This is a genomic window from Pseudomonas solani, from assembly GCF_026072635.1.
Taxonomy (GTDB): Bacteria; Pseudomonadota; Gammaproteobacteria; order Pseudomonadales; family Pseudomonadaceae; genus Metapseudomonas; species Metapseudomonas solani.
In genome coordinates, this window is sequence record NZ_AP023081.1 from 3,491,140 (window position 1) to 3,515,706 (window position 24,567).

18 protein-coding genes are annotated in these 24,567 nt (G+C 67.6%); 10 read left to right on the forward strand and 8 right to left on the reverse strand.

Annotated features, from left to right (window positions below; genetic code table 11):
- Positions 1-236: 236 nt before the first annotated feature.
- Positions 237-800, reverse strand: a complete 564-nt coding sequence (locus tag PSm6_RS15870; RefSeq protein WP_021217745.1) for a helix-turn-helix domain-containing protein — start codon at positions 798-800, stop codon at positions 237-239.
- Positions 801-963: 163 nt separating this feature from the next.
- On the opposite strand from PSm6_RS15870, the gene PSm6_RS15875 reads away from it, so the two are divergent.
- A complete protein-coding gene (locus PSm6_RS15875) occupies positions 964-2,178 on the forward strand; it encodes a M24 family metallopeptidase (RefSeq protein WP_031287149.1) in 1,215 nt (404 codons plus the stop codon).
- Between the two features lie 147 nt (positions 2,179-2,325).
- Here the strand turns inward: PSm6_RS15875 and PSm6_RS15880 are convergent, their stop codons facing one another.
- From PSm6_RS15880 to PSm6_RS15890, 3 genes are all read right to left on the reverse strand, one after another.
- Positions 2,326-3,927 carry an ABC transporter substrate-binding protein gene (locus tag PSm6_RS15880; protein WP_265167729.1) on the reverse strand — a complete coding sequence of 534 codons (1,602 nt, stop codon included), beginning with the start codon at positions 3,925-3,927 and terminating at the stop codon, positions 2,326-2,328.
- A gap of 54 nt (positions 3,928-3,981) precedes the next feature.
- Positions 3,982-5,583, reverse strand: a complete 1,602-nt coding sequence (locus PSm6_RS15885; RefSeq protein WP_265167730.1) for an ABC transporter substrate-binding protein — start codon at positions 5,581-5,583, stop codon at positions 3,982-3,984.
- A gap of 215 nt (positions 5,584-5,798) precedes the next feature.
- Complete coding sequence (locus tag PSm6_RS15890) at positions 5,799-6,512, reverse strand: SIMPL domain-containing protein (RefSeq protein ID WP_021217749.1); 714 nt, start codon at positions 6,510-6,512, stop codon at positions 5,799-5,801.
- A gap of 236 nt (positions 6,513-6,748) precedes the next feature.
- On the opposite strand from PSm6_RS15890, the gene PSm6_RS15895 reads away from it, so the two are divergent.
- The 9 genes from PSm6_RS15895 to PSm6_RS15935 all read left to right on the forward strand — a co-directional run bounded on the left by PSm6_RS15895 (position 6,749) and on the right by PSm6_RS15935 (position 20,171).
- Positions 6,749-8,005: an ATP-binding protein gene (locus PSm6_RS15895; protein WP_021217750.1), complete on the forward strand. Its 1,257-nt coding sequence runs from the start codon at positions 6,749-6,751 to the stop codon at positions 8,003-8,005.
- A gap of 22 nt (positions 8,006-8,027) precedes the next feature.
- Positions 8,028-8,588, forward strand: a complete 561-nt coding sequence (locus PSm6_RS15900; RefSeq protein ID WP_021217751.1) for a response regulator transcription factor — start codon at positions 8,028-8,030, stop codon at positions 8,586-8,588.
- Positions 8,589-8,927: 339 nt separating this feature from the next.
- Positions 8,928-9,869 carry an AEC family transporter gene (locus PSm6_RS15905; RefSeq protein WP_043246081.1) on the forward strand — a complete coding sequence of 314 codons (942 nt, stop codon included), beginning with the start codon at positions 8,928-8,930 and terminating at the stop codon, positions 9,867-9,869.
- A 118-nt stretch (positions 9,870-9,987) separates the two neighbouring features.
- Positions 9,988-10,779, forward strand: a complete 792-nt coding sequence (locus PSm6_RS15910; protein ID WP_043246079.1) for a YfaP family protein — start codon at positions 9,988-9,990, stop codon at positions 10,777-10,779.
- A 35-nt stretch (positions 10,780-10,814) separates the two neighbouring features.
- The gene (locus PSm6_RS15915) at positions 10,815-12,506 is read left to right on the forward strand and encodes a DUF2138 domain-containing protein (RefSeq protein ID WP_271660101.1); all 1,692 of its coding nucleotides are present in this window, start codon (positions 10,815-10,817) and stop codon (positions 12,504-12,506) included.
- Positions 12,491-13,153, forward strand: a complete 663-nt coding sequence (locus PSm6_RS15920; RefSeq protein WP_169708348.1) for a DUF1175 domain-containing protein — start codon at positions 12,491-12,493, stop codon at positions 13,151-13,153. Before PSm6_RS15915 ends, PSm6_RS15920 begins: the two co-directional genes overlap by 16 nt.
- On the forward strand, positions 13,150-17,718 hold the full coding sequence (locus tag PSm6_RS15925) for an alpha-2-macroglobulin family protein (protein WP_265167739.1): 4,569 nt from the start codon (positions 13,150-13,152) through the stop codon (positions 17,716-17,718). Before PSm6_RS15920 ends, PSm6_RS15925 begins: the two co-directional genes overlap by 4 nt.
- A 28-nt stretch (positions 17,719-17,746) precedes the next feature.
- Positions 17,747-19,366: a DUF2300 domain-containing protein gene (locus PSm6_RS15930; RefSeq protein WP_043246073.1), complete on the forward strand. Its 1,620-nt coding sequence runs from the start codon at positions 17,747-17,749 to the stop codon at positions 19,364-19,366.
- 4 nt (positions 19,367-19,370) lie between these two features.
- Entirely contained in the window at positions 19,371-20,171 is an 801-nt protein-coding gene (locus PSm6_RS15935; protein WP_043246070.1) for a YfaP family protein, read from the forward strand.
- Between the two features lie 603 nt (positions 20,172-20,774).
- Here the strand turns inward: PSm6_RS15935 and PSm6_RS15940 are convergent.
- From PSm6_RS15940 to gatA, 4 genes are all read right to left on the reverse strand, one after another.
- The gene (locus tag PSm6_RS15940) at positions 20,775-21,161 is read right to left on the reverse strand and encodes a carboxymuconolactone decarboxylase family protein (protein WP_021217760.1); all 387 of its coding nucleotides are present in this window, start codon (positions 21,159-21,161) and stop codon (positions 20,775-20,777) included.
- 19 nt (positions 21,162-21,180) lie between these two features.
- Positions 21,181-21,564, reverse strand: coding sequence for a septal ring lytic transglycosylase RlpA family protein (locus PSm6_RS15945; RefSeq protein WP_021217761.1), 384 nt, complete (start codon positions 21,562-21,564; stop codon positions 21,181-21,183).
- 83 nt (positions 21,565-21,647) lie between these two features.
- Positions 21,648-23,093, reverse strand: a complete 1,446-nt coding sequence (gene gatB / locus PSm6_RS15950; protein ID WP_043246068.1) for an Asp-tRNA(Asn)/Glu-tRNA(Gln) amidotransferase subunit GatB — start codon at positions 23,091-23,093, stop codon at positions 21,648-21,650.
- A gap of 11 nt (positions 23,094-23,104) precedes the next feature.
- Positions 23,105-24,556: an Asp-tRNA(Asn)/Glu-tRNA(Gln) amidotransferase subunit GatA gene (gene gatA / locus PSm6_RS15955; protein WP_043246066.1), complete on the reverse strand. Its 1,452-nt coding sequence runs from the start codon at positions 24,554-24,556 to the stop codon at positions 23,105-23,107.
- Positions 24,557-24,567: the final 11 nt, after the last annotated feature.

The following is a 24,567-nucleotide window of genomic DNA, read 5'->3' on the forward strand; positions in this document are numbered from 1 at the left end:
TGGCGGCCTTTTGGACCGAGCACATGCATCGGTACACCCCGCTGCATTCCGGATCCCTGGTCGGGTGAGCCGGCCCTTTGCAGCGGTAAGCGGCGTTGCCATGGGTCCATCCCCGGCAAACAGCCGAGGCCGAAATTAAGTCATGCTGAAATTCCGGTCAATAGAAATTAAGCGCGACTAACATTGGCGCGTCACAGTCCTGTGCATGGGCGTTGCGGGAGCCCCGTGGAAAGGGCTCAGGAAGCGCTGTGGTCGTCGAACAGCGGCATGGTGGTGATGGTCAGGACCTCGGCCATTTCGCTGCCGGCATTGGCCAGGCAATGGGCCTTGCCCGCATCGAAGTGCACCGAATCGCCGGCGCTAAGAGGATATTGCCGACCCTCGATGGTGTAGATGATCTGCCCGGAAAGCACATAGGCGAACTCCGAGCCTTCGTGGGCGATGAGCTCCGACTGATAGCCCACCGGCATGTTCATCTTCACCGCATTGAGCAGGTTGCCGGGAAACGAGGTGGACAGGCGCTCGTAGGCCAGCGGCTGGCCCTCGATGGTGTAGCGCACGCGCTCGCCCTGGTGGGAATCGGGCTGTGGCTGGGGCGGCTGGTCGAAGAGGACGTTGAGCGGAACGTTGAGGGATTTGGCGATGCTCGCCAGGGACGAGATCGACACGCCGGTGAGATTGCGCTCCGCCTGGGAGAGGAAACTGGCGGTGAGGCCGGACTCGCTCGCGACCTCGTTCAGGGTCTTCTTGGCGGCGCGTCTGTAACGGCGCAAGCGTTCTCCGATGCGATCTACGGACATGGCGAGGGCTCTTGTTGGAAGGCGGCCAGTATAACGGCACGGGGCCTGCGTGAAAGCGCCGCAGGGAGCGGATGATTCTTAAGTGGGACTGAAAATTTGTTTTGACCTCTATTTAAGTCTCACTTAAATTTCGCCGCAATTGTCGGACAAAGAGGTTTCAGCGATGACCAGGGGTGTAGGCGGAAGTACGCCGGAGCAGGCGCTCGCCGGATTGCGTGACATGACCGCCGGGAGCAGCCCCATCGGGCTGGCCGAATACCAGGCCCGGATCGAGCGTGCCCAGGCCTTGATGCAGGCGCAGGGCATCGCCGCCCTGTACCTCAACGCGGGCAGCAACCTGCGTTATTTCACCGGTGTGCAATGGCACCCGAGCGAACGCCTGGTGGGCGCGCTGCTGCCGGCCAGCGGCGCGCTGGAATACATCGCTCCGGCCTTCGAGGAAGGCACGGTGCGCGATTTCCAGGTGGTCCCGGGAGCGATCCGCACCTGGCAGGAACACGAGAACCCCTATCGCCTGCTGCTGGACATGCTCGCCGACCTGAACCTGGCCGCCGATGCCCGGGTGGCGCTGTGCCCGAGCCTGCCCTTCTTCATGTTCGACGGCATCCGTCGTGAAGGCAGCACCTACGACTTCATCGACGGCGCCCGGGTGACCGGCCACTGCCGCCAGCGCAAGTCCGCCGCCGAGATCGCCCTGATGCAACGGGCCAAGGGCATGACCCTGGAAGTGCACAAGGCCGCCGCCAGCATCCTCCGCGCCGGCATCAGCACCACCGAGGTCGAGGAGTTCATCCACCAGGCCCACCGCAAGGTCGGCGCCCCCGGCTCCTACTTCTGCATCGTGCTGTTCGGCCCCGCCAGCGCCTTCCCCCACGGCGTGCGCGAGCCGCAAGTGCTCAAGGACGGCGACATGGTGCTGGTCGACACCGGCTGCAAGCTCCACGGCTACATCTCCGACATCACCCGCAGCTACGTCTTCGGCACCCCGAGCGAACGCCAGCGCACCTTCTGGGACTTCGAAAAGGCCGCGCAACTGCACGCCTTCGAAGCCGCCCGCCTCGGCGCCCCCTGCGAGTCGGTGGACGCCGCCGCGCGCCGCTCCCTGGAAGCCAACGGCCTCGGCCCGGACTACCAACTCCCCGGCCTGCCGCACCGCACCGGCCACGGCATCGGCCTGGACATCCACGAAGGTCCCTACCTGGTGCGCGGCGACGCCACGCCCCTGGAGCCGGGGATGTGCTTCTCCAACGAGCCGATGATCTGCGTGCCCGGCGAATTCGGCATCCGCCTGGAAGACCACTTCTACATGGCCGAAGACGGCCCGCGCTGGTTCACCCAGCCCAGCCACTCCATCGACGACCCGTTCGGGTTGGAATGATCCAGAAGAGCCCGCCGACAAGGCGGGCTCTTTCTTTCTGGTCGCGCCGAGTCGTAGCCCGGGCTTCAGCCCGGGAGTGCCTGCGCATGCGCTGTCGGGTTGCCTCCGACCTACAGCTGCAAAGGGCTTCGCGAGCAGAGCTCGCTCCTACGGGGTGCCCGGCTTCGCCTTCAACCGCGTGGTCGCGAAGTTGTTCGACCCCAGCGGGCTCATGCGGAAGCCTTCCACCTCGGGGGTGAGGACGTTGAACAGCCTAGGGTGGGCGAGGGGGATCCAGGGGGCTTGTTCGTGGAAGATCGCCAGAGCCTGGCGGTAGAGCTGGGCGCGTGTTTCCCGGTCGTTCTCTGCGCGGGCCTGGCGGATCAGTTCGTCGAACTTCGTGTCGCACCAGCCGGCCTGGTTCTCCCCTGATTTGGCGGCGGCGCAGGAGAGGTTGGGGGTGAGGAAGTTGTCCGGGTCGCCGTTGTCGCCCACCCAGCCCATGAACACCAGGTCGTGCTCGCCGTTCTTGGCGCGCTTGATCAGCTCACCCCATTCGAAGACGCGGATGTCCGCCTGGATGCCGACGGCGGCGAGGTCGGCCTGGAGCATCTGCGCGCCGATGCCGGGGTTGGGGTTGGTGGGACCGCCGCCGGGGCGGGTCCAGATGGACAGCTTGAGGCCCTTGCCGTGGCCGGCTTCGGCCAGCAGCTGGCGGGCGCGCTCGGGGTCGTGGGGCCAGGGGTCGAGGTCGCTGTTGTAGCCCAGCAGGGTGGCGGGGTAGGGGTTGACCGCGGCGCTGGCGGCACGTTCGCCGTATTGGGCGCGGATGTAGGACTTCTTGTCGAAGGCGAGGTTGATCGCCTGGCGCACGCGCACGTCGTCCAGCGGCGGGTGGCGGGTGTTGAGGGCGACGTAGGCGACCATCAGTGCGTCCTGCTCCACCAGCTTCACGCCGGGAGCGCCGCGCAGGGCGGGCACGTCGGTGGGCTTGGGGTAGAGGGCCACCTGGCAGGCGCCGGCGCGCAGCTGCTGGATGCGCACGTTCGGGTCGGGGGTGATGGCCAGCAGCAGGCGGTCGCTGGGCGGCTTGCCGTTCCAGTAGTCGGGGTTGGCGAAGAAACGCACCTGGGCGTCCTTGGCGTAGCGCTGGAAGACGAAGGGCCCGGTACCTACCGGCTGGCTGTTGAGGGCGTCGGGGGTGCCGGCGGCCAGGAGCCTGGCGGCGTATTCGGCGGAGTAGATGGAGGTGAAGCCCATGGCCAGGTCGGCGAGGAAGGGCGCCTCGGGGTGGCGCAGGACGAAGCGCACGCGGTGGTCGTCGAGCTTCTCGATGCGCTCGATCAACTGGGCGAAGGCCATGGATTCGGCGTAGGGGAAGCCCCGTGGCGAGAGGCCGTGCCAGGGGTGCTTGGGGTCGAGCTGGCGCTGGAAGCTCCAGAGCACGTCGTCGGCGTTGAATTCGCGGCTGGGGGTGAACCAGGGCGTGGTGTGGAACTTCACCCCGCGGCGCAGCTGGAAGTCGTAGGTGAGGCCGTCCACGCTGATGTCCCAGCGTTCGGCGAGGCCGGGCTGCAGGCGGGTGCTGCCGGGGGCGAACTGCACCAGGCGGTCGAACAGCGTTTCAGCAGCGGCATCACCCGTGGTGGCGGTGGTGTATTGGACGATGTCGAAGCCTTCGGGGCTGGCTTCCGTGCACACCACCAGGGAGCTGGCGGCGTTGCAGGCGAGGGGCAGGAGCAGGGCAAGGGACGACAGGCATCGGCGCATGGTGCTTCCCTTCGGGGGTGGAAGGGCGGGGCCGGGTGGCCCCGCCGACAGGGCCTACTTCTCGACGCTGACGCCATAGAAGGAGTTGAGGCCGAAGGGGCTGATGCGGAAGTCCTTGACCGTCTTGCTCATGGGCTGGTTGACGGTGGAGTGGGCGATCGGGGTGATCGGCACTTCGCGCTTGAGGATCTGCTGGGCTTCCTTGTAGAGGGCGGTGCGCTTGTCCTTGTCGGTGACTGCCTTGCCTTCCTTGATCAGCTTGTCGTAGCCCTTGTCGCACCAGCGCGAGTAGTTGTTGCCGCCGATGGCGTCGCAGCCGTAGAGCACGCCGAGCCAGTTGTCCGGGTCACCGTTGTCGCCGGTCCAGCCGATCAGCAGGGCGTCGTGCTCGCCGGCCTTGGCGCGCTTGTTGTACTCGCCCCACTCGTAGGAAACGATCTTGGCCTTGATGCCGATCTTGGCCCAGTCGGCCTGGAGCATCTCGGCCATCAGCTTGGCGTTGGGGTTGTAGGGACGCTGCACCGGCATGGCCCAGAGGGTGATCTCGGTGCCTTCGGCGACGCCGGCGGCCTTGAGCAGGGCCTTGGCCTTCTCGGGGTCGTAGGCGGGGTCCTTGATGCTGTCGTCGTAGGACCACTGGGTCGGCGGCATGCCGTTGGTGGCGAGCTGGCCGGAGCCCTGGTAGACGGCCTTGATGATGGCCGGCTTGTTCACCGCCATGTCCAGCGCCTGGCGCACTTCGAGCTTGTCGAAGGGTTTGTGCTCCATGTTGTAGGCGATGTAGCCGACGTTGAAACCGGCCTGCTGGGGCACGTCGAGCTTGGGGTCCTTGCGCATGGCGTCGAGGTCGGCCGGGCGCGGGTAGGCGGTGATCTGGCACTCGCCGGCCTTGAGCTTCTGGTAGCGCACCGAGGCGTCGGAGTTGATGGCGAAGATCAGGTTGTCGATCTTCACGTCCTCGGGCTTCCAGTAGTCCTTGTTGCCCTTGTAGCGGATCTGCGCGTCCTTCTGGTAGCGGCTGAAGACGAAGGGGCCGGTGCCGATGGGCTTCTGGTTGAGGTCGGCGGCCTTGCCGGCCTTGAGCAACTGGTCGGCGTATTCGGCCGAGTGGATGGAGGCGAAGCTCATGGCCATGTTCTGGATGAAGGCCGCGTCCACGGTGTTGAGGGTGAAACGCACGGTGTGCGCGTCGAGCTTCTCCAGCTTGGCGATGTTGGCGTCCATGCCCATGTCGGTGAAGTAGGGGAACTCGGTGGGGTACGCCTTGCGGAAGGGGTGGTCCTTGTCGAGCATGCGCTGGAAGGTGAAGAGCACGTCGTCGGCGTTGAATTCGCGGGTGGGCTTGAAGTAGTCGGTGCTGTGGAACTTAACGCCCGGGCGCAGGTGGAAGGTGTAGGTCAGGCCGTCGTCGGAGATGTCCCATTTCTCCGCCAGGCCGGGTTCGACCGCTGTGCCGCCGCGCTCGAACTGGGTGAGGCGGTTGAAGACCGCTTCGGCCCCCGCGTCGAAATCGGTGCCGGTGGTGTACTGGCCGGGGTCGAAGCCAGCGGGGCTGCCTTCGGAACAGAAGACCAGGTTGCTGGCGGCGCTGGCGAGCGGGGCGGCGGCGATCAGGCCGGCGGCGAGCAGCGCTTGGATGACGGCGTTTTTACGCATTTTGACCTCATGTCTTGTTGTGGTTGTCATCGTGAGGGGCCCCTTCGTGAGGGACCTTGCAAGAACCTATGCACGGCACATGCCTGAGGCAAGCCGAGGGCAGGGGAGAGTGTAGAAGCTGTGACGAAGGTGTAAGGCGGTGTCGCAAATATGCAAATGAGGGGGCGCGGGAATGAAAGGGAGCCGCGCCGTTGCAGCGCGGCTCCCGCCCGTTATCAGGGCATCTGCACCTCGATGACGCCGTCGGCGTTGACGGTCACGCGGCTGGTGCCGGCTTCGACTTCCGGTGCCGGGGCGCTGTCGTACATCGACGACTTGGCGGCCATGGCGCGCATCATCACCGGCTGCGGCTGGAAGCCGGCGCTGTTGAGGTTGAGGCTGACCAGCTTGTAGCCGCTGCCGCCGAGGGCTTCGGTGGTCAGTTGGGCGCGGGCCTTGAAGGCATCCACGGCCTGCTTGATCAGGGCGTCTTCGTTCTTCTTGCGGGTCGGGTCGGCGATGCTGAAGTCCATGCCGCCCATCTTCAGGCTGCCCATCAGGTCGGCGCTGAGCTGGGAGAGGGTGGCGAAGTCCGGGCTTTCCAGGCGCAGTTCGGCGCGCTCGCGCCAGCCGGTGATCTTCTGGCCCTTGTCGTCATAGACCGGGTAGCTGTTGCGGCTGCCCAGGCTCACCGACACGCCATTGGTGGCGCGGGCCTTTTCCACCGCCGCGTTGATGGTGCGGGTGATTTCGGCGGCGAGCTTGGCCGGGTCGGCGCTCTGGGATTCGCTGTAGAGGGTCACGTGCATCAGGTCGTGGGCCACTTCCTGGCTGACCTCGGCGCGCAGCGCCACCTGGTTGTAGCGGGCGTCTTCGGCCTGGGCGGAGAGGCTGCCGAAGGTCGCCGCGCACAGGGTGATGGCGGCGGCGAGGCGGGTGATGGCTTGCATAACGGCTCCTTGTGAGAGGCAGTGGGTGCACGGATTGTGCAGCAGTCCCGAGGTTAGACGCAGGTCTGCTGCGAACGGGGTTAAGACCCGGAAGATTTTTTTGCGTTCCGGTCGGGCCCACCCAGTGGGCGACCCGTCGTCGGTCGACGAAAGGCGCGCGACGATGCGGCGAGTTGACGCATATCAGCGGAGCGCGTGGCGCCTTGGTTATACTCCGCCGACGCCCTGGAGTACCCATGCTCGCACCCTTGCAATTGTTATCCGCCAGCCGGCAGAACCTGCTGCGCCTGACCTTCATCCGCATCCTCGTGCTGGCCGCCCAGGCCGGTTCGGTGGGGCTCGCCTACAAGGCCCAGCTGCTGCAACTGCCCTGGCTGGAACTGTCGGTGACTCTCGTTGTTTCCCTCGTCCTGTGCCTGAGCACCGCCCTGCGCCTGCGCGGCCCCTGGCCGGTCACCGAGCTGGAATACTCGGTGCAGCTGGCCTGCGACCTGGTTATCCACAGCGTGCTGCTCTATTACTCGGGCGGTTCGACCAACCCCTTCGTCTCCTACTACCTGGTGCCGCTGACCATCGCCGCGGCGACGCTGCCCTGGCTCTACACCCTGGTGCTGGCGGGCATGGCGCTGGCTGCCTACACCCTGCTGCTGGTGTGGTTCCATCCGCTGGAGATGCCGGTGGCCCAGCGCGAGGCGCTGCTGATCTATGGCATGTGGCTGAGCTTCGCCCTGGCCGCCGCGATGATCACCTTCTTCGCCGCGCGAATGACCGAGGAGCTGCGCCGCCAGGACCAACTGCAGTCGGTGCGCCGCGAAGAGGGCATGCGTGACCAGCAACTCCTGGCCGTGGCCACCCAGGCCGCCGGTGCCGCCCATGAACTGGGCACGCCGCTGGCGACCATGAGCGTGCTGCTCAAGGAACTGCGTCGGGAGTATGGCGACAAGCCCTCCCTGCAGGAGGACCTGGCCCTGCTGCAGGAGCAGGTGCGCCTGTGCAAGGACACCCTGCAGCAACTGGTGCGCGCCGCCGAGGCGGATCGACGCCAGGCGGTGGTGGAGCAATCGGCCGTGGAGTGGCTGGAGGTTACCCTCAACCGCTGGCACCTGATGCGCCCCGAAGCCACCTATCGCTACCAGTGCCTGGGCATCGGCCTGCCACCGCGGCTGATGCCGCCGGCCGACCTGACCCAGGCCCTGCTCAACCTGTTGAACAACGCCGCCGATGCCTGCCCGGACAAGCTCGACATTCGCCTCAACTGGGATCCCCAGTGGGTGGTGCTGAGCATCCGCGACCAGGGCGCCGGTGTGCCCCTGGCCATCGCCGAGCAGCTCGGCCGGCCCTTCTTCACCACCAAGGGCAAAGGCTTCGGCCTCGGCCTGTTCCTCAGCCAGGCCAGCGTTACCCGCGCCGGCGGAACCGTGAAACTGTACAACCATGAAGATGGCGGTACGCTCACCGAGTTGCGCCTGCCACGAGGCTACGGCGTTGCCTGAGCTGAACCCGCGAGGAGTTGAAATGAGCGATGAACCCCTGATCGAAGGCGAAGAGCAGCCCCACCTCCTGCTGGTGGACGACGACACCACCTTCACCCGCGTCATGGCGCGTGCCATGAGCCGCCGCGGCCTGCGGGTCTCGGTCGCCGGCTCGGCCGAAGAGGGCCTGGTCGTGGCCAAGGACGACCTGCCCGATTACGCGGTGCTCGACCTGAAGATGGATGGCGACTCCGGCCTGGTGCTGCTGCCCAAGCTGCTGGAGCTGGACCCGGAGATGCGCGTGGTGATCCTCACCGGCTATTCGAGCATCGCCACCGCCGTGGAAGCCATCAAGCGCGGTGCCACCAACTACCTGTGCAAACCGGCCGACGCCGATGACGTGCTCACCGCGCTGCTGTCCCAGCATGCGGACCTGGACACCCTGGTGCCGGAAAACCCCATGTCGGTGGACCGCCTGCAGTGGGAGCACATCCAGCGCGTGCTGGCCGAGCACGACGGCAATATCTCCGCCACCGCCCGCGCCCTCGGCATGCACCGCCGCACCTTGCAGCGCAAGCTGCAGAAGCGCCCGGTCCGCCGCTGACGCCGGCGCCGAACAAAACCTCGGCGCCTTGTTGGGGATGTGTAGGGTGGGCTTCAGCCCACCGCTTCTCCTTTATTTGCTAAATCATCGATGCCGGAGCCCCGGGCACACTCCTGTGCCGACCCTGGCCCCGTCTGGTGGAGGTAAAAGGCGACCTCCACGCCGGAGCCGTCCTGGCAGCCCGGGTTCGCAGGGGCCTTGTAGGGGCGACTTCAGTCGCCAAGCGGCGCGCAGCGCCGCCCTCGGTTTTTATCCCCCTGAAAGCTTCACGAAAGCCACTTCCCGCCCCGACTTGGTTATCCTTAGCCGCCTAACTATCCCCGCGCGCCAGGCCCCTCCATGTTCGCCGTCGTCCAGCAAATCATCGGCATCACCGCGCCGGTCTTTTCCATGCTTTTCCTCGGCGTCCTGCTGCGTCGCCTGCGCTGGATCGATGCGCCCTTCATCGATACGGCGTCCTCGCTGGTGTTCCGCGGCACCATGCCGACCATGCTGTTTCTCGCCATCGTCCAGGCCGACCTGCGCACGGCGTTGCAGCCACGGCTGATCGGCTACTTCGTCCTGGCCACGCTGGTGTGCTTCGGCCTGGCCTGGCTCTGGGCGACCTGGCGGGTGCCGAAGGCGGACCGCGGCGTCTACACCCAGGGCGCCTTCCGTGGCAACAACGGCATCATCGGCCTGGCCCTGGCCACCAGCATGTACGGCGACTACGGGCTCTCGGTGGGCGGGGTGCTCGGGGGCGTGGTGATCCTCTGCTACAACACCCTGTCCTCGGTGGTGCTGGCCATCTACGCGCCCAACGCCAAGACCGACCCCTGGAGCCTGTTCAAGAGCATCCTCTGCAACCCGCTGATCATCGGCGTGCTGGCGGCCATCCCGGTGGCCTACCTGCAATTGCCGCTGCCGGCCTGGGTGGTCACTTCCGGCGAGTACTTCGCCCAGATGACCCTGCCCCTGGCGCTGATCTGCATCGGCGGCACCCTGTCCCTGGCTTCCCTGCGCGCGAGCGGGCCGATGGCGCTGAGCGCCAGCCTGATGAAGATGGTCTGGCTGCCCCTGGTGGCCACGCTCGGCGCCTGGGCCTGCGGCTTCCGCAATGCCGAGCTGGCGATCCTCTTCCTGTATTTCGCCAGCCCCACGGCGGCGGCCAGCTTCGTCATGGCACGTGCGGTGAACGGCAACCACGAGCTGGCGGCGGCGATCATCGTGGTCACCACCCTGGCGGCGGTGGTCACCACCAACATCGGCCTGCTGACGTTGCAGCTGATGGGGCTGATCTAGCTTTCCGAGGTTAGATGTTTCAAATTGTGAGGAACTTCCGACTCCTCATCGCCCCGGATTGCGCGGCTCCCCCATCAGGCTCTAGCATCACCGCCTTTGCGCCGTTAAAGGATTAAACATGCGCGCCCCCCTCCTGCTCTGCCTGACGCTCCTGGCCTCCCTGGCCCAGGCTGCCGAACCGTCTGCGACGCTGGAGGGGCCGACTGCCGGCTGGCGCTACGCCGGGCTGCTGGACCGCAGCGAGAACCCCGCCGTCGCCTACCCCACGCCGCCCATCGACCGTGGCGGCCAGCGCAACCGCACCCTTATCGAAGGTCGCCTGGCCAACATCGGCCAGGTGCGCCAGCCGCACCGCCTGGTGGTCAACGGCAACCCGCTGCCTCTCTACACCGACGACCAGGGCCGCTTCGTCCGCCCCTATGCCTTCGGCGCCGGCTCCAACGGCGTGGAAGTGGTGTCCGGCGACGGCAAAACCCTCCGCCGCGTGCAGTTCTACGAAGCCAACACCCATCGCACCCCGGCGCGCCTGCGCGTGGTGCTCGGCTGGGACGACCCCAAGGCCGAGCTCGACCTGCACATCGTCACCCCCGACGGTCAGCACGCCTTCTGGGCGGACCCGGTGATGAGCAACGGCGGCGGCCTGGACACCGACAGCGTCGATGGCCCGGGCCCCGAGATGTTCACCATGACCGCGCCGTTGCACGGCACCTACCTGGTGTACGTGAACTACTGGGGCAACCTGGGCGCCGGCGGCTACAACTTCGATGCCGGCAGCAACCAGAACGAGGTGATCACCTCGCAGATCAGCCTGGTGTTCAACGAGAACACCGTGAACGAGAAGCGCGAGACCTTCATCGTCCCGCTGCGCGCCATCGGCGAGCTGCTGCTCGTCAAATCCTTCAATTTCTGATGTCCCGACGCTTGGATGAACTGGGGTTATTCGACATGAGCCAGACCACCACACCCGAACCGGCCCGCCGCCCGGCCCTGGCACGCCATCCGCGCGTGCTCGCCGCCGGCCTGCTGCTGCCGCTGGCCGCCTTCGGCCTGCTGGGCGGGTGCTCCAAGGAACCGCCGCGCGAGCTGGCCGAGAAGAGCGCCCTGGGCCTCGACCTCAAGCGCCCCGACGCGCTGATCGAGAGCGTCTCGCTGAGCCGCCTGCCCAAGGACATCCTCGCCGTGCCGCTGCTGCGCGACACCCTGACCGAGGACTTCGTCTTCTACTACCAGGACAACGCCGACCGCCTCGGGCTGTCCGGCAGCCTGCGCCGGATCATCTACGAGCGTGACCTCAAGCTGCAGGACACGCTGCTGGACGAGCTGCTCGACCAGCCCGCCGAAGTGGCCCTGTGGCGCGGCGCCGACGGCAAGCTCAAGCACGTGCTGCTGACCATCGAGCGTGGCGGCCTGGCGCGGGTGCTGGAGCCCCTGGCCCACATCGCCCTCGACGACAGCCAACTGAGCCAGGCCGGCGAACTGCGTGTGGACGGCGATGCCGTACCGCTCTACCGCCTGAGCTACCTGGGCGACCGCTCCGTACTGCTGGCCAGCCACGGCGACAAGCTGCTGGTGTTGTCCAGCCCCGGCATGCTGATGGACGAGGCCGGCCAACTGGCCAAGGACGCCACCGAGTCGGTGGAATCCCTGCTCGACGGCGAGAACCCCTTCCCCGAGCGCTTCGGTCTGGATGCCCGTGGCACCGAGCAACAGCGCATCGCCCTGTCCGGCGAGTACGTCGCCTTCGGCTACCAGCGCTTCTTCCCGTCCTTCGCCGGGCTGCGTTTCGAGATGGACGACAAGGGCTGGCACAGCTATGTCGCCCTCAACGAGATCGACGACCAGCCGGCCTTCGACTTCACCCCCATCTGGAAGGCCATGCCCATGGGCGCCAGTGCCTGCGTGGCCCTGCCGGTGGCCCCCGGTGTGCCCGGCAAGCTGCTGGACCGCGTCGGCGCCGGCAAGGACGTCGCCGCCGAGCTGGAGAAGCGCCTGAACGGCGCGGCCGGCCTGTGCTGGTACGCCGAGTCGCGCTTGCACTCGCCGCTGCTGGTCACCCAGCTGGGCGAGGCGGCCACCCCTGAACTGGATACCGCCATCGAGGGCCTGTTCGGCTCGGTGATCGGCGCCTACGAGCCCTATGTCGAAGGCGGCCGCTTCCCGGTGGACGACCAGACCAATGGCCAGACCCGCCGCTGGACCCGCGACGTCGGCTCCAACTTCGGCCAGTACCCGGCCAGCGAGAACGCCAACCCGGACGCCCTGGGCTCCAGTGGCTTCTTCCGCGTGAGCCTGGCGCGCCATGGCGACACCCTGCTGTTCTCCCTCGACGACAAGCTGGTGACCAAGGGCCTGGACACCCTCGACAAGCGCTTCCCGCCGCTGGCCGAGACCCTGCCCAAGGACGCCCTGGTGCCGGCCTTCATGGCCCCGGATGGCCTGTCCAAGCTGCTCGAGCGCGAAACCCTCGACAGCCTGCCGAGCAACTACGAGCCGGTGTTCCGCAACGCCGCCGAAACCCACCTGCTGCCCAAGCTGCGGGCCCTCGGTGGCCACGGCAAGTACGCCCTGGCGCTGCCTGAGGGCACCAAGGCCGGTTCCGACTGGCAATGGCTGCCGCTGGAATGGCGCCCGCTGTGACCCGCACCCTGGCCCGCCTGCCGCTGGGCTTCGCCGCGCTGTTGATGGCGTGGAGCCTGGCCCTGCGCGCCGAAGACGTTCCCGCCCTGGACGCCGAGCAGTCCCAGGTGTTCCGCGCCTGGTTCGTGCGCATCGCCCAGGAGCAGCTGCGCCAGGGGCCGAGCCCGCGCTGGCACCAGCAGGACTGCGCCGGCCTGGTGCGCTTCGCCGCCAACGAAGCGCTCAAGCCCCATGACGGCAAGTGGCTGCGTGCCAATGGCCTGTCCAACCGCTACCTGCCGCCGGAGCTGGATCTCAGCGAAGGCCAGCGCCGCCTGGCGCAGACCTGGCAGCAGGGCGGCGGCAAGGTCGGGCCCTATGTGAATGCCATCAAGCTGATCCAGTACAACAGCCGGTTCGCCGGCCGCGACCTCAACCAGGCGCGGCCCGGCGACCTGATCTTCTTCGACCAGGGCGACGAGCAGCACCTGATGATCTGGATGGGCCGCGACATCGCGTACCACACCGGAACCACCACGCCGACCGATAACGGCATGCGCTCCGTGAGCCTGCAACAACTCATGACATGGAAGGACACCCGATGGATCCCCGACGAATCCAACCCCAACTTTATCGGCATCTATCGGCTGCACTTCCTCTCCCGATGACTGCCGCCCGCCTGCTGCGCCGCGCCGCCTCCCTGTCGGCGGCGGCCCTGCTCGCCCTGGCCTTGCCCTTCGGCAGCGCCCAGGCCGAGGACGAGGTGCCGTCCAGCGGCTACACGCCGCTCGCGGGTGAATCCTTCTTCCTGCTCTCCGACAGCAGCTTCGCCGCCGACGAGGTGGCCAAGGTGCGCCTCGAAGCGCCGGGCCGCGACTACCGCCGCTACCGCATGGAAGGCTACGGCGGTGTCGACGTGCGGGTGTACCGCATCGACAACCCGCTGGACTTCCTCAAGCGCCAGAAGAACCTGCACCGCGTGGTCGCCGAGGGCGACTTCAAGGGCGAGGGCCTGTCCAACACCCTCGGCTACCTGTGGGACAACTGGTACCGCAAGTCGCGGCGGGTGATGCAGCGCGCCTTCTCCTACGAGTCGCGCAAGCAGGTCACCGAGGAAGCCCCCGAGCTGAAGATGGGCGATGCCATCCGCCAGCCCACCGAGTTCACCCCGCAGGTGCAGTACGCCCCCATGAAGGGCCTGCCCCTGGTCTCGCAGTTCCGCTACCCGCTGTGGGAAGCCAAGCCCATCGAGCCGCCGAAGGGCGTCGAGCTGGCCGGCTCCTCCAGCCAGTTCACCAGCACCCAGCCGGGCAACGTCTACATCCCCCTGGGCAAGCTCAAGCCGGGCCTGTACCTGGCCGAAGCCATCGTCGGCAAGTACCGCGCCACCACCGTGGTATTCGTATCCAACACCGTCGCCGTGAGCAAGATCACCGGCGGCGAGCTGCTGGTATGGACCGCGCGCAAGCATGAAGGCACCCCGGTCGCCGGGGCCAAGGTGCTGTGGACCGATGGCCTGGGCGTGATGACCAGCGGCAGCACCGATGCCGAAGGCCTGCTGCGCCTCGGCCATGCCAGCCCGGAGCGCTCCTACGTGCTGGGCGAGGACGCCGAAGGCGGCGTGTTCGTCTCCGAGAACTTCTATTACGACAGCGAGATCTACGACACCAAGCTCTACGCCTTCACCGACCGCCCGCTGTACCGCCCGGGCGACTGGGTGGAAGTGAAGATCGTCGGCCGCGAGTTCAAGAACGCCCGTGACTCGGTGGCGCCCGGCGCCGCACCGGTCAAACTGGCCGTGTTGGACGCCAACGGCACCCAGCTGCAGACTCTGGACCTGAAGCTGGAATCCAGCTCCGGCACCGCCGGCCGCTTCCAGCTGCCGCAGAACGCCGTGGCCGGTGGCTACGAGCTGCGCTTCACCTACCGCGACCAGATCTACAGCAGCGCCTTCCGCGTCGCCGACTACATCAAGCCGCACTTCGAGGTGTCGCTGGACCTGGCCAAGCCCGACTTCCGCACCGGCGAGCCGATCAAGGGCGCCCTGGTGCTGCTCTACCCGGACGGCAAGCCGGTGGTCAACGCCAATGTGCAGCTGAGCCTGCGCGCCCAGCAGCTGTCGATGATCGACAACGAACTGCAGTACCTCGGCCAGTTCCCCGTTGAGCTGACCAGCAGCGAGCTGTCCACCGACGCCAAGGGCCGTGCCGAGTTCGACCTGCCGGCCGCGGAGAAGCCCAGCCGCTACCTGCTCACCGTGTTCGCCAGCGATGGCGCCGCTTACCGGGTCAAGACCAGCAAGGAAATCCTCATCGAGCGCGGCGCCGCCCGTTACGTCCTGAGCGCCCCGCAGCGCTTCAGCAGCACCGGCGAGTCGGTGCGCTTCACTTACCGCAGCGAACGCCCCACCGAGCTGAAGCCGGCGCGTTACGACTGGGTGCGCCTGGAAGACCAGAGCAGCCACAGCGGCAGCCTGTCCGCCGGTGACGAGGGCTTCGACCTCAAGTTCGAGCGCCCCGGCACCTACAGCATCACCCTCAAGGACGAGCACGACCTGATCCTCGGCGCCACCGGCCACTCGGTGAGCGGCGAGGGCGTCAAGTCCGTGGCCGGCACCATCGAGATCGTGCTGGACAAGGCCGAGTACCAGGCCGGTGACGAGGCCCTGGCCCTGATCACCTTCCCCGAGCCGGTGAGCGATGCGCTGCTGACCCTGGAGCGCGACAAGGTCGAGGCCACCGCGCTGCTGTCCAAGGGCGCCAGCTGGCTGAAGCTGGAGCGCCTGTCCGACACCCAGTACCGCGCGCGCATTCCGGTGGGCGAGACCTTCTCGCCGAACATCACCTTCTCCGCGCTCTACACCCGTGGCGGTGACTACAGCTTCCAGAACGCCGGCATCAAGGTGGCGACGCCGCAGATCGACATCCAGATCGTCGCCGACAAGGAAACCGCGCGCCCCGGCGACATGGTCACCGTCGAGCTGACCACCCGCTACGCCGGCAAGCCGACCGCCTCGCGCCTCACCGTCAGCGTGGTGGACGAGATGATCTACGCGCTGCAGCCGGAGATCGCCCCGGGCATCGACCAGTTCTTCTACCACCCGCGCCGCAACAACGTGCGCACCAACGCCAGCCTGTCGTTCATCGCCTACGACCTGGCCCTGCCCGGTACGCCCAGCGCCCCGGGCCGCGCCAACCGCAGCGACCGTGGCGTGAAGGTACTGGAGCGTCCGCGCCGCGAGGAAGTGGACACCGCCTCCTGGCAGCCGGACCTGGTCACCGACGCCGACGGCAAGGCCCGCTTCAGCTTCCGCATGCCCGACTCGCTGACCCGCTGGCGCATCACCGCCCGCGCCGTCAACGCCGATGGCCAGGTCGGCCAGAAGCGCCAGTTCGTGCGTTCCGAGAAGCCGCTGTACCTGAAGTGGAGCGGCCCGGCCACCTACCGTGGCGGCGACAAGCCGGCTCTCGGCCTGTTCGCCTTCAACCAGGGCGAGGCCGCGACCAAGGCCGAGCTGGTGACCCGCTACAACGGCCAGGAACAGCGCACCCCGGTGGAGCTGGCCAAGGGCATCAACTACCTGCCCCTGGCCGAGACCGCCCTGGTGAATGGTGACTTCCACGCCGAACTGGTGCAGGACGGCCAGGCCGTCGACGCCCTGGACGTCGCCCTGCACCTGGCCGCCAGCGGCTGGCAGAGCGCCCAGGCGAAGACCGTCGTCGCCTACGCCGGCAAGACCGAACTGGGCCTGCCGGCTGACGCCAGCGCCATCCGCCTGCGTCTCGACGACAGTGGCCGCTCCCTGTTCAAGGGCGCCCTGGACGACCTGCTCGGCTACCCCTACGGCGGCGTCGAGCAGACCGCCAGCCGCCTGCTGCCGCTGGCCCTGGCCTACCCGACCCTGGCCCAGGGCGAACCGCGCGTGCGCGACCGCCTGCGCCTGATCATGCAGAACAGCCGCCTGCGCCTGGTGCAGATGGCCGGCCCCGAAGCGTCCTTCACCTGGTGGGGCGACGAGGCGGATGCCGATGCCTTCCTCACCGCCTACGCCTACTACGCCGACTGGTACGCCAGTCGCGCCCTGGAGGTGCAACTGCCGGCGGAGCACTGGCAGCGCGTGCTGGACGTCTACGCCGCCCAGGCGCCGACCACGCCGTTGCTGCAACGTGCGTTGATCCTCGGCTTCGCCCGTGAGATGCAGCTGCCGGTCAACACCCTGATGGAAGGCCTGATGGCTGACCTGGCCGCCGCCGGGGAGGGCAGCGACCAGGCCCTGTCGGACGACGGCAGCCAGAGCCTGGTGATGACCGCGCCGGATTCGGCCCTGGGCCTTGCCGCCGCACGGGTGCTCACCGTCGGCCTGGCGCGCCAGGTGCAGGTCCAGGTGCCGGATGCGCTGGCCGCGCAGGTTGGCGCCGCCCGCGAACGCCTGGCCGCCAGCCAGCAGCCCTTTGGCGAGGCCATCGGTCTGTACGTCAACGGTGCCGACCGCGAACGTGCCGCCTCGCTGCTCAAACGCCTGGCACCCGGCCAGGCCACCCTGGAACGCGCCCTGGCGCTGACCTGGCTGCAGCGTTCCCTCGGCCAGGACAGCGAAGACATCGTCCTCAAGCCCCAGGGCGACTGGCACGCGGCCGAAGGCACCAGTGGCGAAGGCTACTGGCTGTGGCAAGGCCAGGGCGTGCCGAGCGAGCTGGAACTGCCGGCCGACCTGCCGCACCCGGTGGACGTGCGCCTGGACTTCAACAGCGCCCAGGCCACCCCGGTGAAGCTGGACGTGGAGATTTCCCGCCGCCTGCTGCGCCTGGTTCCCAGCGATGAGGCCTTCAACTTCACCGCCGAGGAGGTGAAGCCGGAAGACATCTCCAGCGACGACCTCTACCTGGACACCATCGTGCTCACCAGCAAGGGCGAACGCGCGCTGCGCTACGGCATGCTGGAAGTGCCGCTGCCGCCGGGCGCCGATGTCGAGCGCACCACCTGGGGCATCAAGATCTCCGGCCTGGGTGGCGAAGAAGCCGAAACCTTGGAGCGCGCGCGCAACGAGCCGGGCCAACTGCTCTACGCGGTGCCGGTGGACAGCCTGCAGGGCAGCGTGGTGCTGCAACACCTGGTGCGCTTCTCGCAGAAAGGTTCCTTCGAACTGCCGCCGGCCCGCTACCAGCGCCTCTACGCTCCCCAGGAGCAGGCGCTGGAGAGCGAACCTGCGCTCGGACGGATCAAGGTTGACTAGGACGCGACACCTGGCCGGGGCCCTGCTGATGCTGGCGGCCCCGTTGCTTCACGCGGGCGAGGCGCCTTTGAACCTCGCCTGGCGTGGGCCCCAGGGCAATGAGCTGCTGCAGCTGGACCGCAGCCGGGTGCTCACGCGCGGGCCGCTGCCCGCCGAGCACCAGACGCCCCTGGGCAGCCTGTGGAAACTGTTCGTCTACGCCTACCTCGTGGATAACGCGCGCCCCGACCCCGGCTACCAATGCAAGGGCCAGGACCGCGACGAGGTCTATTGCTGCAACCCCGGCGAGCGCATCGACCGGGACCAGGCGCTGGTGAAGTCCTGCGGCCTGTACTTCTCATCCCCCGAACTGCACCTCGACCCCGCCGACTGGTCGCGCTACTGGCATGAGCGCCAGGGCGCCGGCTGGCTGCAGCGCCTCGACCAGTTGCAGCCCCAGGCCCGGGTGCCGGTGGGCGAGCTGCTGGACGAGCTGGCCCACCTGCCGGCCCAGGCCCAGGCGCGCCAGGTGCTGCTCGACGTGCCCCTGTCGGCCCCCGATTCCGCCGCCCTGGGCGCCCTGGGTGGGCGCCTGCGGGCCAAGACCTGGAGCTGGCTGGCCGATGGCGATGCCCAGGCGCGCCAGGGCGGCTTCGCCGGCTGGCTGGCCGATGGCACGCCGATCTGGGCCGGTGGCCCGGGTACCAGTCAGCGGGTGCTCAAGGATTACGCCGAGATACTCGGGCAGACACTGCCCACCACCTGGCCAGCGGAAACCGGCGCCTGCGTCGAAGTCGATCTGTTCACCCGCTACCCGGTGCGCCAGGTACGCCGCGAGGGGCAGGCCGCCGCCGTGGCGCCGGGCATGCTACGCGGGCGCTATGAGGTGGAGTTCGCCAATGGCAACCGCCTGGGTATCGAAAGCGACGGCGAGCTGTTCCTCGAAGGCCAGGGCGATGCCCAGACGCTCACCGCCCACCTGCAACGCGAGGACTACGTGGCCCGCGTGCTGCAACGCGAAGCCTCGGCGCAGCCGGTGGAGGCGGCCAAGGCCCTGGCCGTGGCCATCCGCAGCTACCTGCAACAGAACGCCGGCCGCCGTGGCGAGTGCCTGACCATCGACGACAGCAGCGCCAACCAGCGCGTGGCACCGCGCCCGGCCACTGCCGAGGCCCGCGCCATCGCCGCCTGGACCGCCGACCTGGTGCTGGCCGGCAGCCCGGTGACCTACCACAGCGACAAACCGGGGCCTGATCGCCTGGCCTGGCAACAGGCGGTGCAGCAGGCCGGCGATGGCCTGCGCTACGACGCCATCCTCGCCCGCGCCTTTCCCCGTGCCAGCCTCAGCCGCTGGGACAAGCCCGTGGCCGCCTGCCAGGCGCTGCCCAATGCCGAGGAGTGGTTGCGCACGCAGCGCCGCGGCTGGCGCGCCACCCTGGACGCCGAGCCCGGCTATGACGAGATCCAGCAATTCGCCGTGTGCCGCCTGGCCTCCGGCAAGCCCCATGTCGACCGTGAGCGGCGGCGCATCTTCGTGCGTGGCCTGTTCTCCCTGCAGGACCGCCTCGACCTGACCCACGAATACCTGCACCTGGCCTTCGAAGCCCACCCCAACGGCCAGGACGAAGACTACGTCGAACGCCTCGCCCGCCACCTGTTACTGGAATGACCCCATGCGCCTGCGCCCCGGATACCTCGCCCCCTTGCTTCTCAGCCTGATCCCCCTGGCCGCCAGTGCCGAGGTGCGCCTCGACACGCCCCGTGGCGGCTGGCGCCAAGGCAGCGGCGACGGCGAGCACTTCATGCAGCAGGTGAACTACCCGGCGTCCTCGGTGAACGTCGCCGAGGATCAGGCCGATACCGCGCGCATCAAGGGCGCCATCACGGGCCTGGCCAAGGCTCCGCAGGGCCCGGGCCGGTTGGTGGTCAACGGCATCGACATGCCGCTGAAGATCAACGAGGACGGCGGCTTCGACCGTCCCTTCGTGTTCCCGGGGGGCAGTAACAGCGTTGAGGTGCGCAGCCCCGACGGCCAGCAGAAGCGTCGCGTGCAGTTCTACAGCCTCGGTCGCGGCGGGGCTTCGGCGCGCCTGCGGGTGGTGCTGTCCTGGGACAGCGACAACACCGACCTCGACCTGCACCTGGTGACCCCGGATGGTGGCCACGTGTGGTACGGCGAGCGCTCCCTGGCCAACGGCGCGGCCCTGGACGTGGACGTGACCACCGGCTACGGCCCGGAAATGATCGCCACGCCGACCCCGCTCAAGGGCCAGTACCTGGTCTATGTGAACTACTACGGCGGTGGTTACCGCAGCGACGAGGACGGCAGCAGCTCGCCGGGGCAGGCGCTGACCATCGGCCAGATCACCGTGATCAGCGAAGAGGGCACGGCCAACGAGAAGCAGCAGAGCTTCCTCGTGCCCATGCGCCAGCCGGGGGAGCTGACCCTGGTGAAGAGCTTCAGCTATCCCTGATCGGTAGGCATGGCGGCGCTGCGCGCCGCTGGGCGAATGAATTGGCTCTGTCTGCGTTAGCTGTTGTGGATTCGATGCAACAGCTCAAATACAGCGTTTCCCTAGCGCTTCAGGATTCCTGCCACCTCTCCGCGTGGGTTTCGCCAAGCTCTACCCACCCTACGAAAGGCCGTGCGCGCCCACGGGTGATGCGCACATCGAGGTGAGAGGGGAGCGGATAAAGTTGGAGCAGCCGCCAAATGCCCCTCCAGAAGGCTGAGCGCAATCGTCGTGTAAGGGGTTGAGCGACATGGATGTCGCGGCGTGCCCCTGGACGCCACTTGTGGCGAACGCACTTCAGTGCGGCCCGAAGGGCGAGCGTAGCGAGTAACGATGATGGAGCGAGGGCACCCCGGCGAAGCCGGGGCCGGATGATGGGGTGAGTTTTTTGGTTCCTTTTCACCGGGCTGGCGTTCCAGCGATTGGAAAAGGGACTCGCCCGGGTGGGCGAAACCAAAAGTCTCACCAGAACTCGGCAATAAGCTGGGCTCGAAACTCTCCAGCAACACCTAACGCCGACATAGCTAATGAATTCGCCCCCATGGGTCTGCCCCTTGGAAGGGCTCAGGCCTTCTGGTCGGCCTGCCAGGTGTCGATGATTTCCTGGGCGGCGCGGAAGGCGTCGATGGCGGCGGGGACGCCGGCGTAGACGGCGCAGTGCAGCAGCGCTTCGCGGATTTCTTCCACGGTGCAGCCGTTGTTCAGCGCGCCGCGCACGTGGCCCTTGAGCTCCTGGGGGCATTTCAGGGCGGTGAGGGCGGCGAGGGTGATCAGGCTGCGGGTCTTGCGGTCCAGGCCTTCACGGTTCCAGACGCCGCCCCAGGCGTGTTCGTTGACGAACTCCTGCAGCGGCTGGGTGAATTCAGTGGCATTGCCCAGGGCGCGGTCGACGAAGGCGTCGCCCATGACTTCGCGGCGGACCTGGACGCCGGGTTTGCGTGTTTCGCTCATAGCGGTTTCCTGCTTGGATTCATCTGAGGCTTTCGACGCGCACCGGCACCACGCCCGAGCGGATCATGCCCAGCTCCTCGGCGGCCTTTTTCGAGACGTCGATGATCCGCGTGCGGGCATAGGGGCCGCGATCGTTGATGCGCAGTACCACGCTGCGGTCGTTGTCGAGGTTGGTGACCTTGACCCGGGTGCCGAAGGGCAGGGTGCGGTGGGCGGCGGTCAGGGCGTTCTGGTCGAAGCGTTCGCCGCTGGCGGTTTTCTGGCCGTGGTGGCGGGCGCCATAGAAGGAGGCGCGGCCCTCGGCGCGGTAGTCGCCCGGGGTTTCGCTGTCGCGTTCGAAGGGGATGTAGGAGCAGCCGGTCAACAGGCCGGAGAAAGCGAGAAGGCAGAGCAGTCGCTGCATGGCGTCACCTGATGGAGGCGAAACGTTCTTGTGCCCTGTCACTGTCCGGTGGGCCCCGTGCGGGGCCCACCGGTTCAGCAGGCTCAGCCTTCGAGCTTCTTCTTCAGCAGTTCGTTCACTTGGGCCGGGTTGGCCTTGCCCTTGGCCGCTTTCATGGCCTGGCCGACGAAGAAGCCGAACATCTTGCCGCGCTTGGCTTCGTCGCTGGCGCGGTACTGCTCGACCTGTTCGGCGTTGGCGGCGAGCACCTCGTCGAGCAGCGTCTCCACGGCGCCGCTGTCGGTGTTCTGCACCAGGTCGCGGGCCTTGATGATGGCGTCGGGGGACCCTTCACCTTCGGCCATGGCGGCGAACACGGTCTTCGCGGCCTTGCCGTTGATGGTGCCGTCCTTCAGGCGCAGGATCATGCCGCCCAGGTACTCGGCGGACACCGGCGATTGCTCGATCTCCAGGCCGTCCTTGTTGAGCAGGCTGGAGAGCTCGCCCATCACCCAGTTGGCGGCCAGCTTGGCGTCGCCACAGGTGCTTTGCACGGCTTCGAAGTAGTCGGCCATCTCGCGGCTGGCTGAGAGCACGCTGGCGTCGTAGGCGGAGAGGCCGAACTGGCTCTCGAAACGCTCGCGCTTCTGCACCGGCAGTTCCGGCAGCTGGGCGCGTACTTCGTCGAGGAAGCTCTTCTCGATCACCACCGGCAGCAGGTCCGGGCAGGGGAAGTAACGGTAGTCGTTGGCTTCTTCCTTGCTGCGCATGGAGCGGGTTTCGTTGGCGGCCACGTCGTAGAGCACGGTTTCCTGGACGATCTTGCGGCCGGATTCCAGCTCGTCGATCTGCCAGGCGATCTCGGTGTTGATGGCGCGCTCGATGAACTTGAACGAGTTGACGTTCTTGATCTCGCGGCGGGTGCCGAACTCGACCTGGCCCTTGGGGCGGACCGAGACGTTGCAGTCGCAGCGCAGCGAGCCTTCGGCCATGTTGCCGTCGCAGATGCCGAGGTAGCGGACCAGGGCGTGGATGGCCTTGGCGTAGGCCACGGCTTCCTTGGCACTGCGCATCTCCGGCTCGGAGACGATTTCCAGCAGCGGGGTGCCGGCACGGTTGAGGTCGATGCCGGTCATGCCGTGGAAGTCTTCGTGCAGGCTCTTGCCGGCGTCCTCTTCGAGGTGCGCGCGGGTGATGCCGATGCGGCGGGTGGTGCCGTCGTCCAGGGTGATGTCCAGGTGGCCCTTGCCAACGATGGGCAGGTCCATCTGGCTGGTCTGGTAGCCCTTGGGCAGGTCCGGGTAGAAGTAGTTCTTGCGGGCGAAGACGTTGCGCTCGCCGATCTCGGCGTCGATGGCCAGGCCGAATTTCACGGCCATGCGCACGGCTTCGGCGTTGAGTACCGGCAGGACGCCGGGCATGCCGAGGTCAACCAGGCTGGCCTGGGTGTTGGGCTCGGCGCCGAAGGTGGTGGCGCTGGCGGAGAAGATCTTCGATTGGGTGCTGAGCTGTGCGTGGATTTCCAGCCCGATCACGGTTTCCCATTGCATGTGTGTCGTCCTCAGAATCCGGCCGGGGCCTGTTTGTGCCAGTCGGTGACCTGCTGGTACTGGTGGGCCACGTTGAGCAGGCGTCCTTCCTGGAAGTAGGGTGCGAGCAGCTGCACGCCCACCGGCAGGCCGTCGACGAAGCCGGCGGGCATGGACAGGCCGGGCAGGCCGGCGAGGTTGGCGGTGATGGTGTAGATGTCTTCGAGGTACTGGGCGACCGGGTCGTTGTTCTTCTCGCCGAGTTTCCAGGCCGGGTTGGGCGTGGTCGGGCCGAGGATCAGGTCGACGCCCTCGAAGGCTTTGACGAAGTCGTTCTTGATCAGGCGACGGATCTTCTGCGCCTTCAGGTAGTAGGCGTCGTAGTAGCCGGCGGAGAGCGCGTAGGTGCCGACCATGATGCGGCGCTTCACTTCGCTGCCGAAGCCTTCCTCACGGGAGCGCTTGTACAGGTCGGTGAGGTCCTTGGGCGCATCGCAGCGGTAGCCGAAGCGCACGCCGTCGAAGCGCGAGAGGTTGGAGCTGGCCTCGGCCGGGGCGATCACGTAGTAGGCGGGGATGGCGTGCTGCATGTTGGGCAGCGAAACGTCCTTGACGGTGGCGCCGAGCTTCTTCAGCTCGTCGACCACGGCCATCACGGCGGCGCCGATGCGCGCGTCGAGGCCGCTGCCGAAGTATTCCTTGGGCAGGCCGATGCGCAGGCCGGCCAGGGGCTGGGCCAGGGCGGCGAGGTAATCGTCCGCCGGGGCGTCGACGCTGGTGCTGTCCTTGGGATCGAAGCCGGCCATGGCGCCCAGGAGCAGGGCGCAGTCCTCGGCGGTGCGGGCCAGCGGGCCGGCCTGATCGAGGCTGGAGGCGTAGGCGATCATGCCCCAGCGCGACACGCGGCCGTAGGTGGGCTTGATGCCGGTGAGGTTGGTGAAGGCCGCAGGCTGGCGGATCGAGCCGCCGGTATCGGTACCGGTGGTGCCGGGCACCAGGCGCGCGGCGACGGCCGCGGCGGAACCGCCGGAGGAGCCGCCGGGCACGCGGTCGAGCGCCCAGGGGTTCTTCACCGCGCCGTAGTAACTGGATTCGCTGGCGGAGCCCATGGCGAACTCGTCCATGTTCAGCTTGCCGAGGCTGACGGTGCCGGCGGCCTTGAGCTTCTCGACCACGGTGGCGTCATAGGGCGCGGTGAAGTTGTCGAGCATCTTCGAACCGCAGCTGGTGCGTACGCCCTGGGTGCAGAACAGGTCCTTGTGGGCGATGGGCGCGCCGAGCAGGGCGCCGTTCTCGCCGGCGGCGCGACGGGCGTCGGCGGCACGAGCCTGTTCCAGCGCCTGGTCGGCGGTGACGGTGACGAAGCTGTTGAGTTGCGGGTCGAGGGCCTGGATGCGTGCCAGCAGGGCGCCGCTCAGTTCCTCGGAGGAGAATTCCTTGGCGGCCAGCGCACGGGCGATCTCGGCCAGGGTCAATTGATGCATGCTGTAACCCT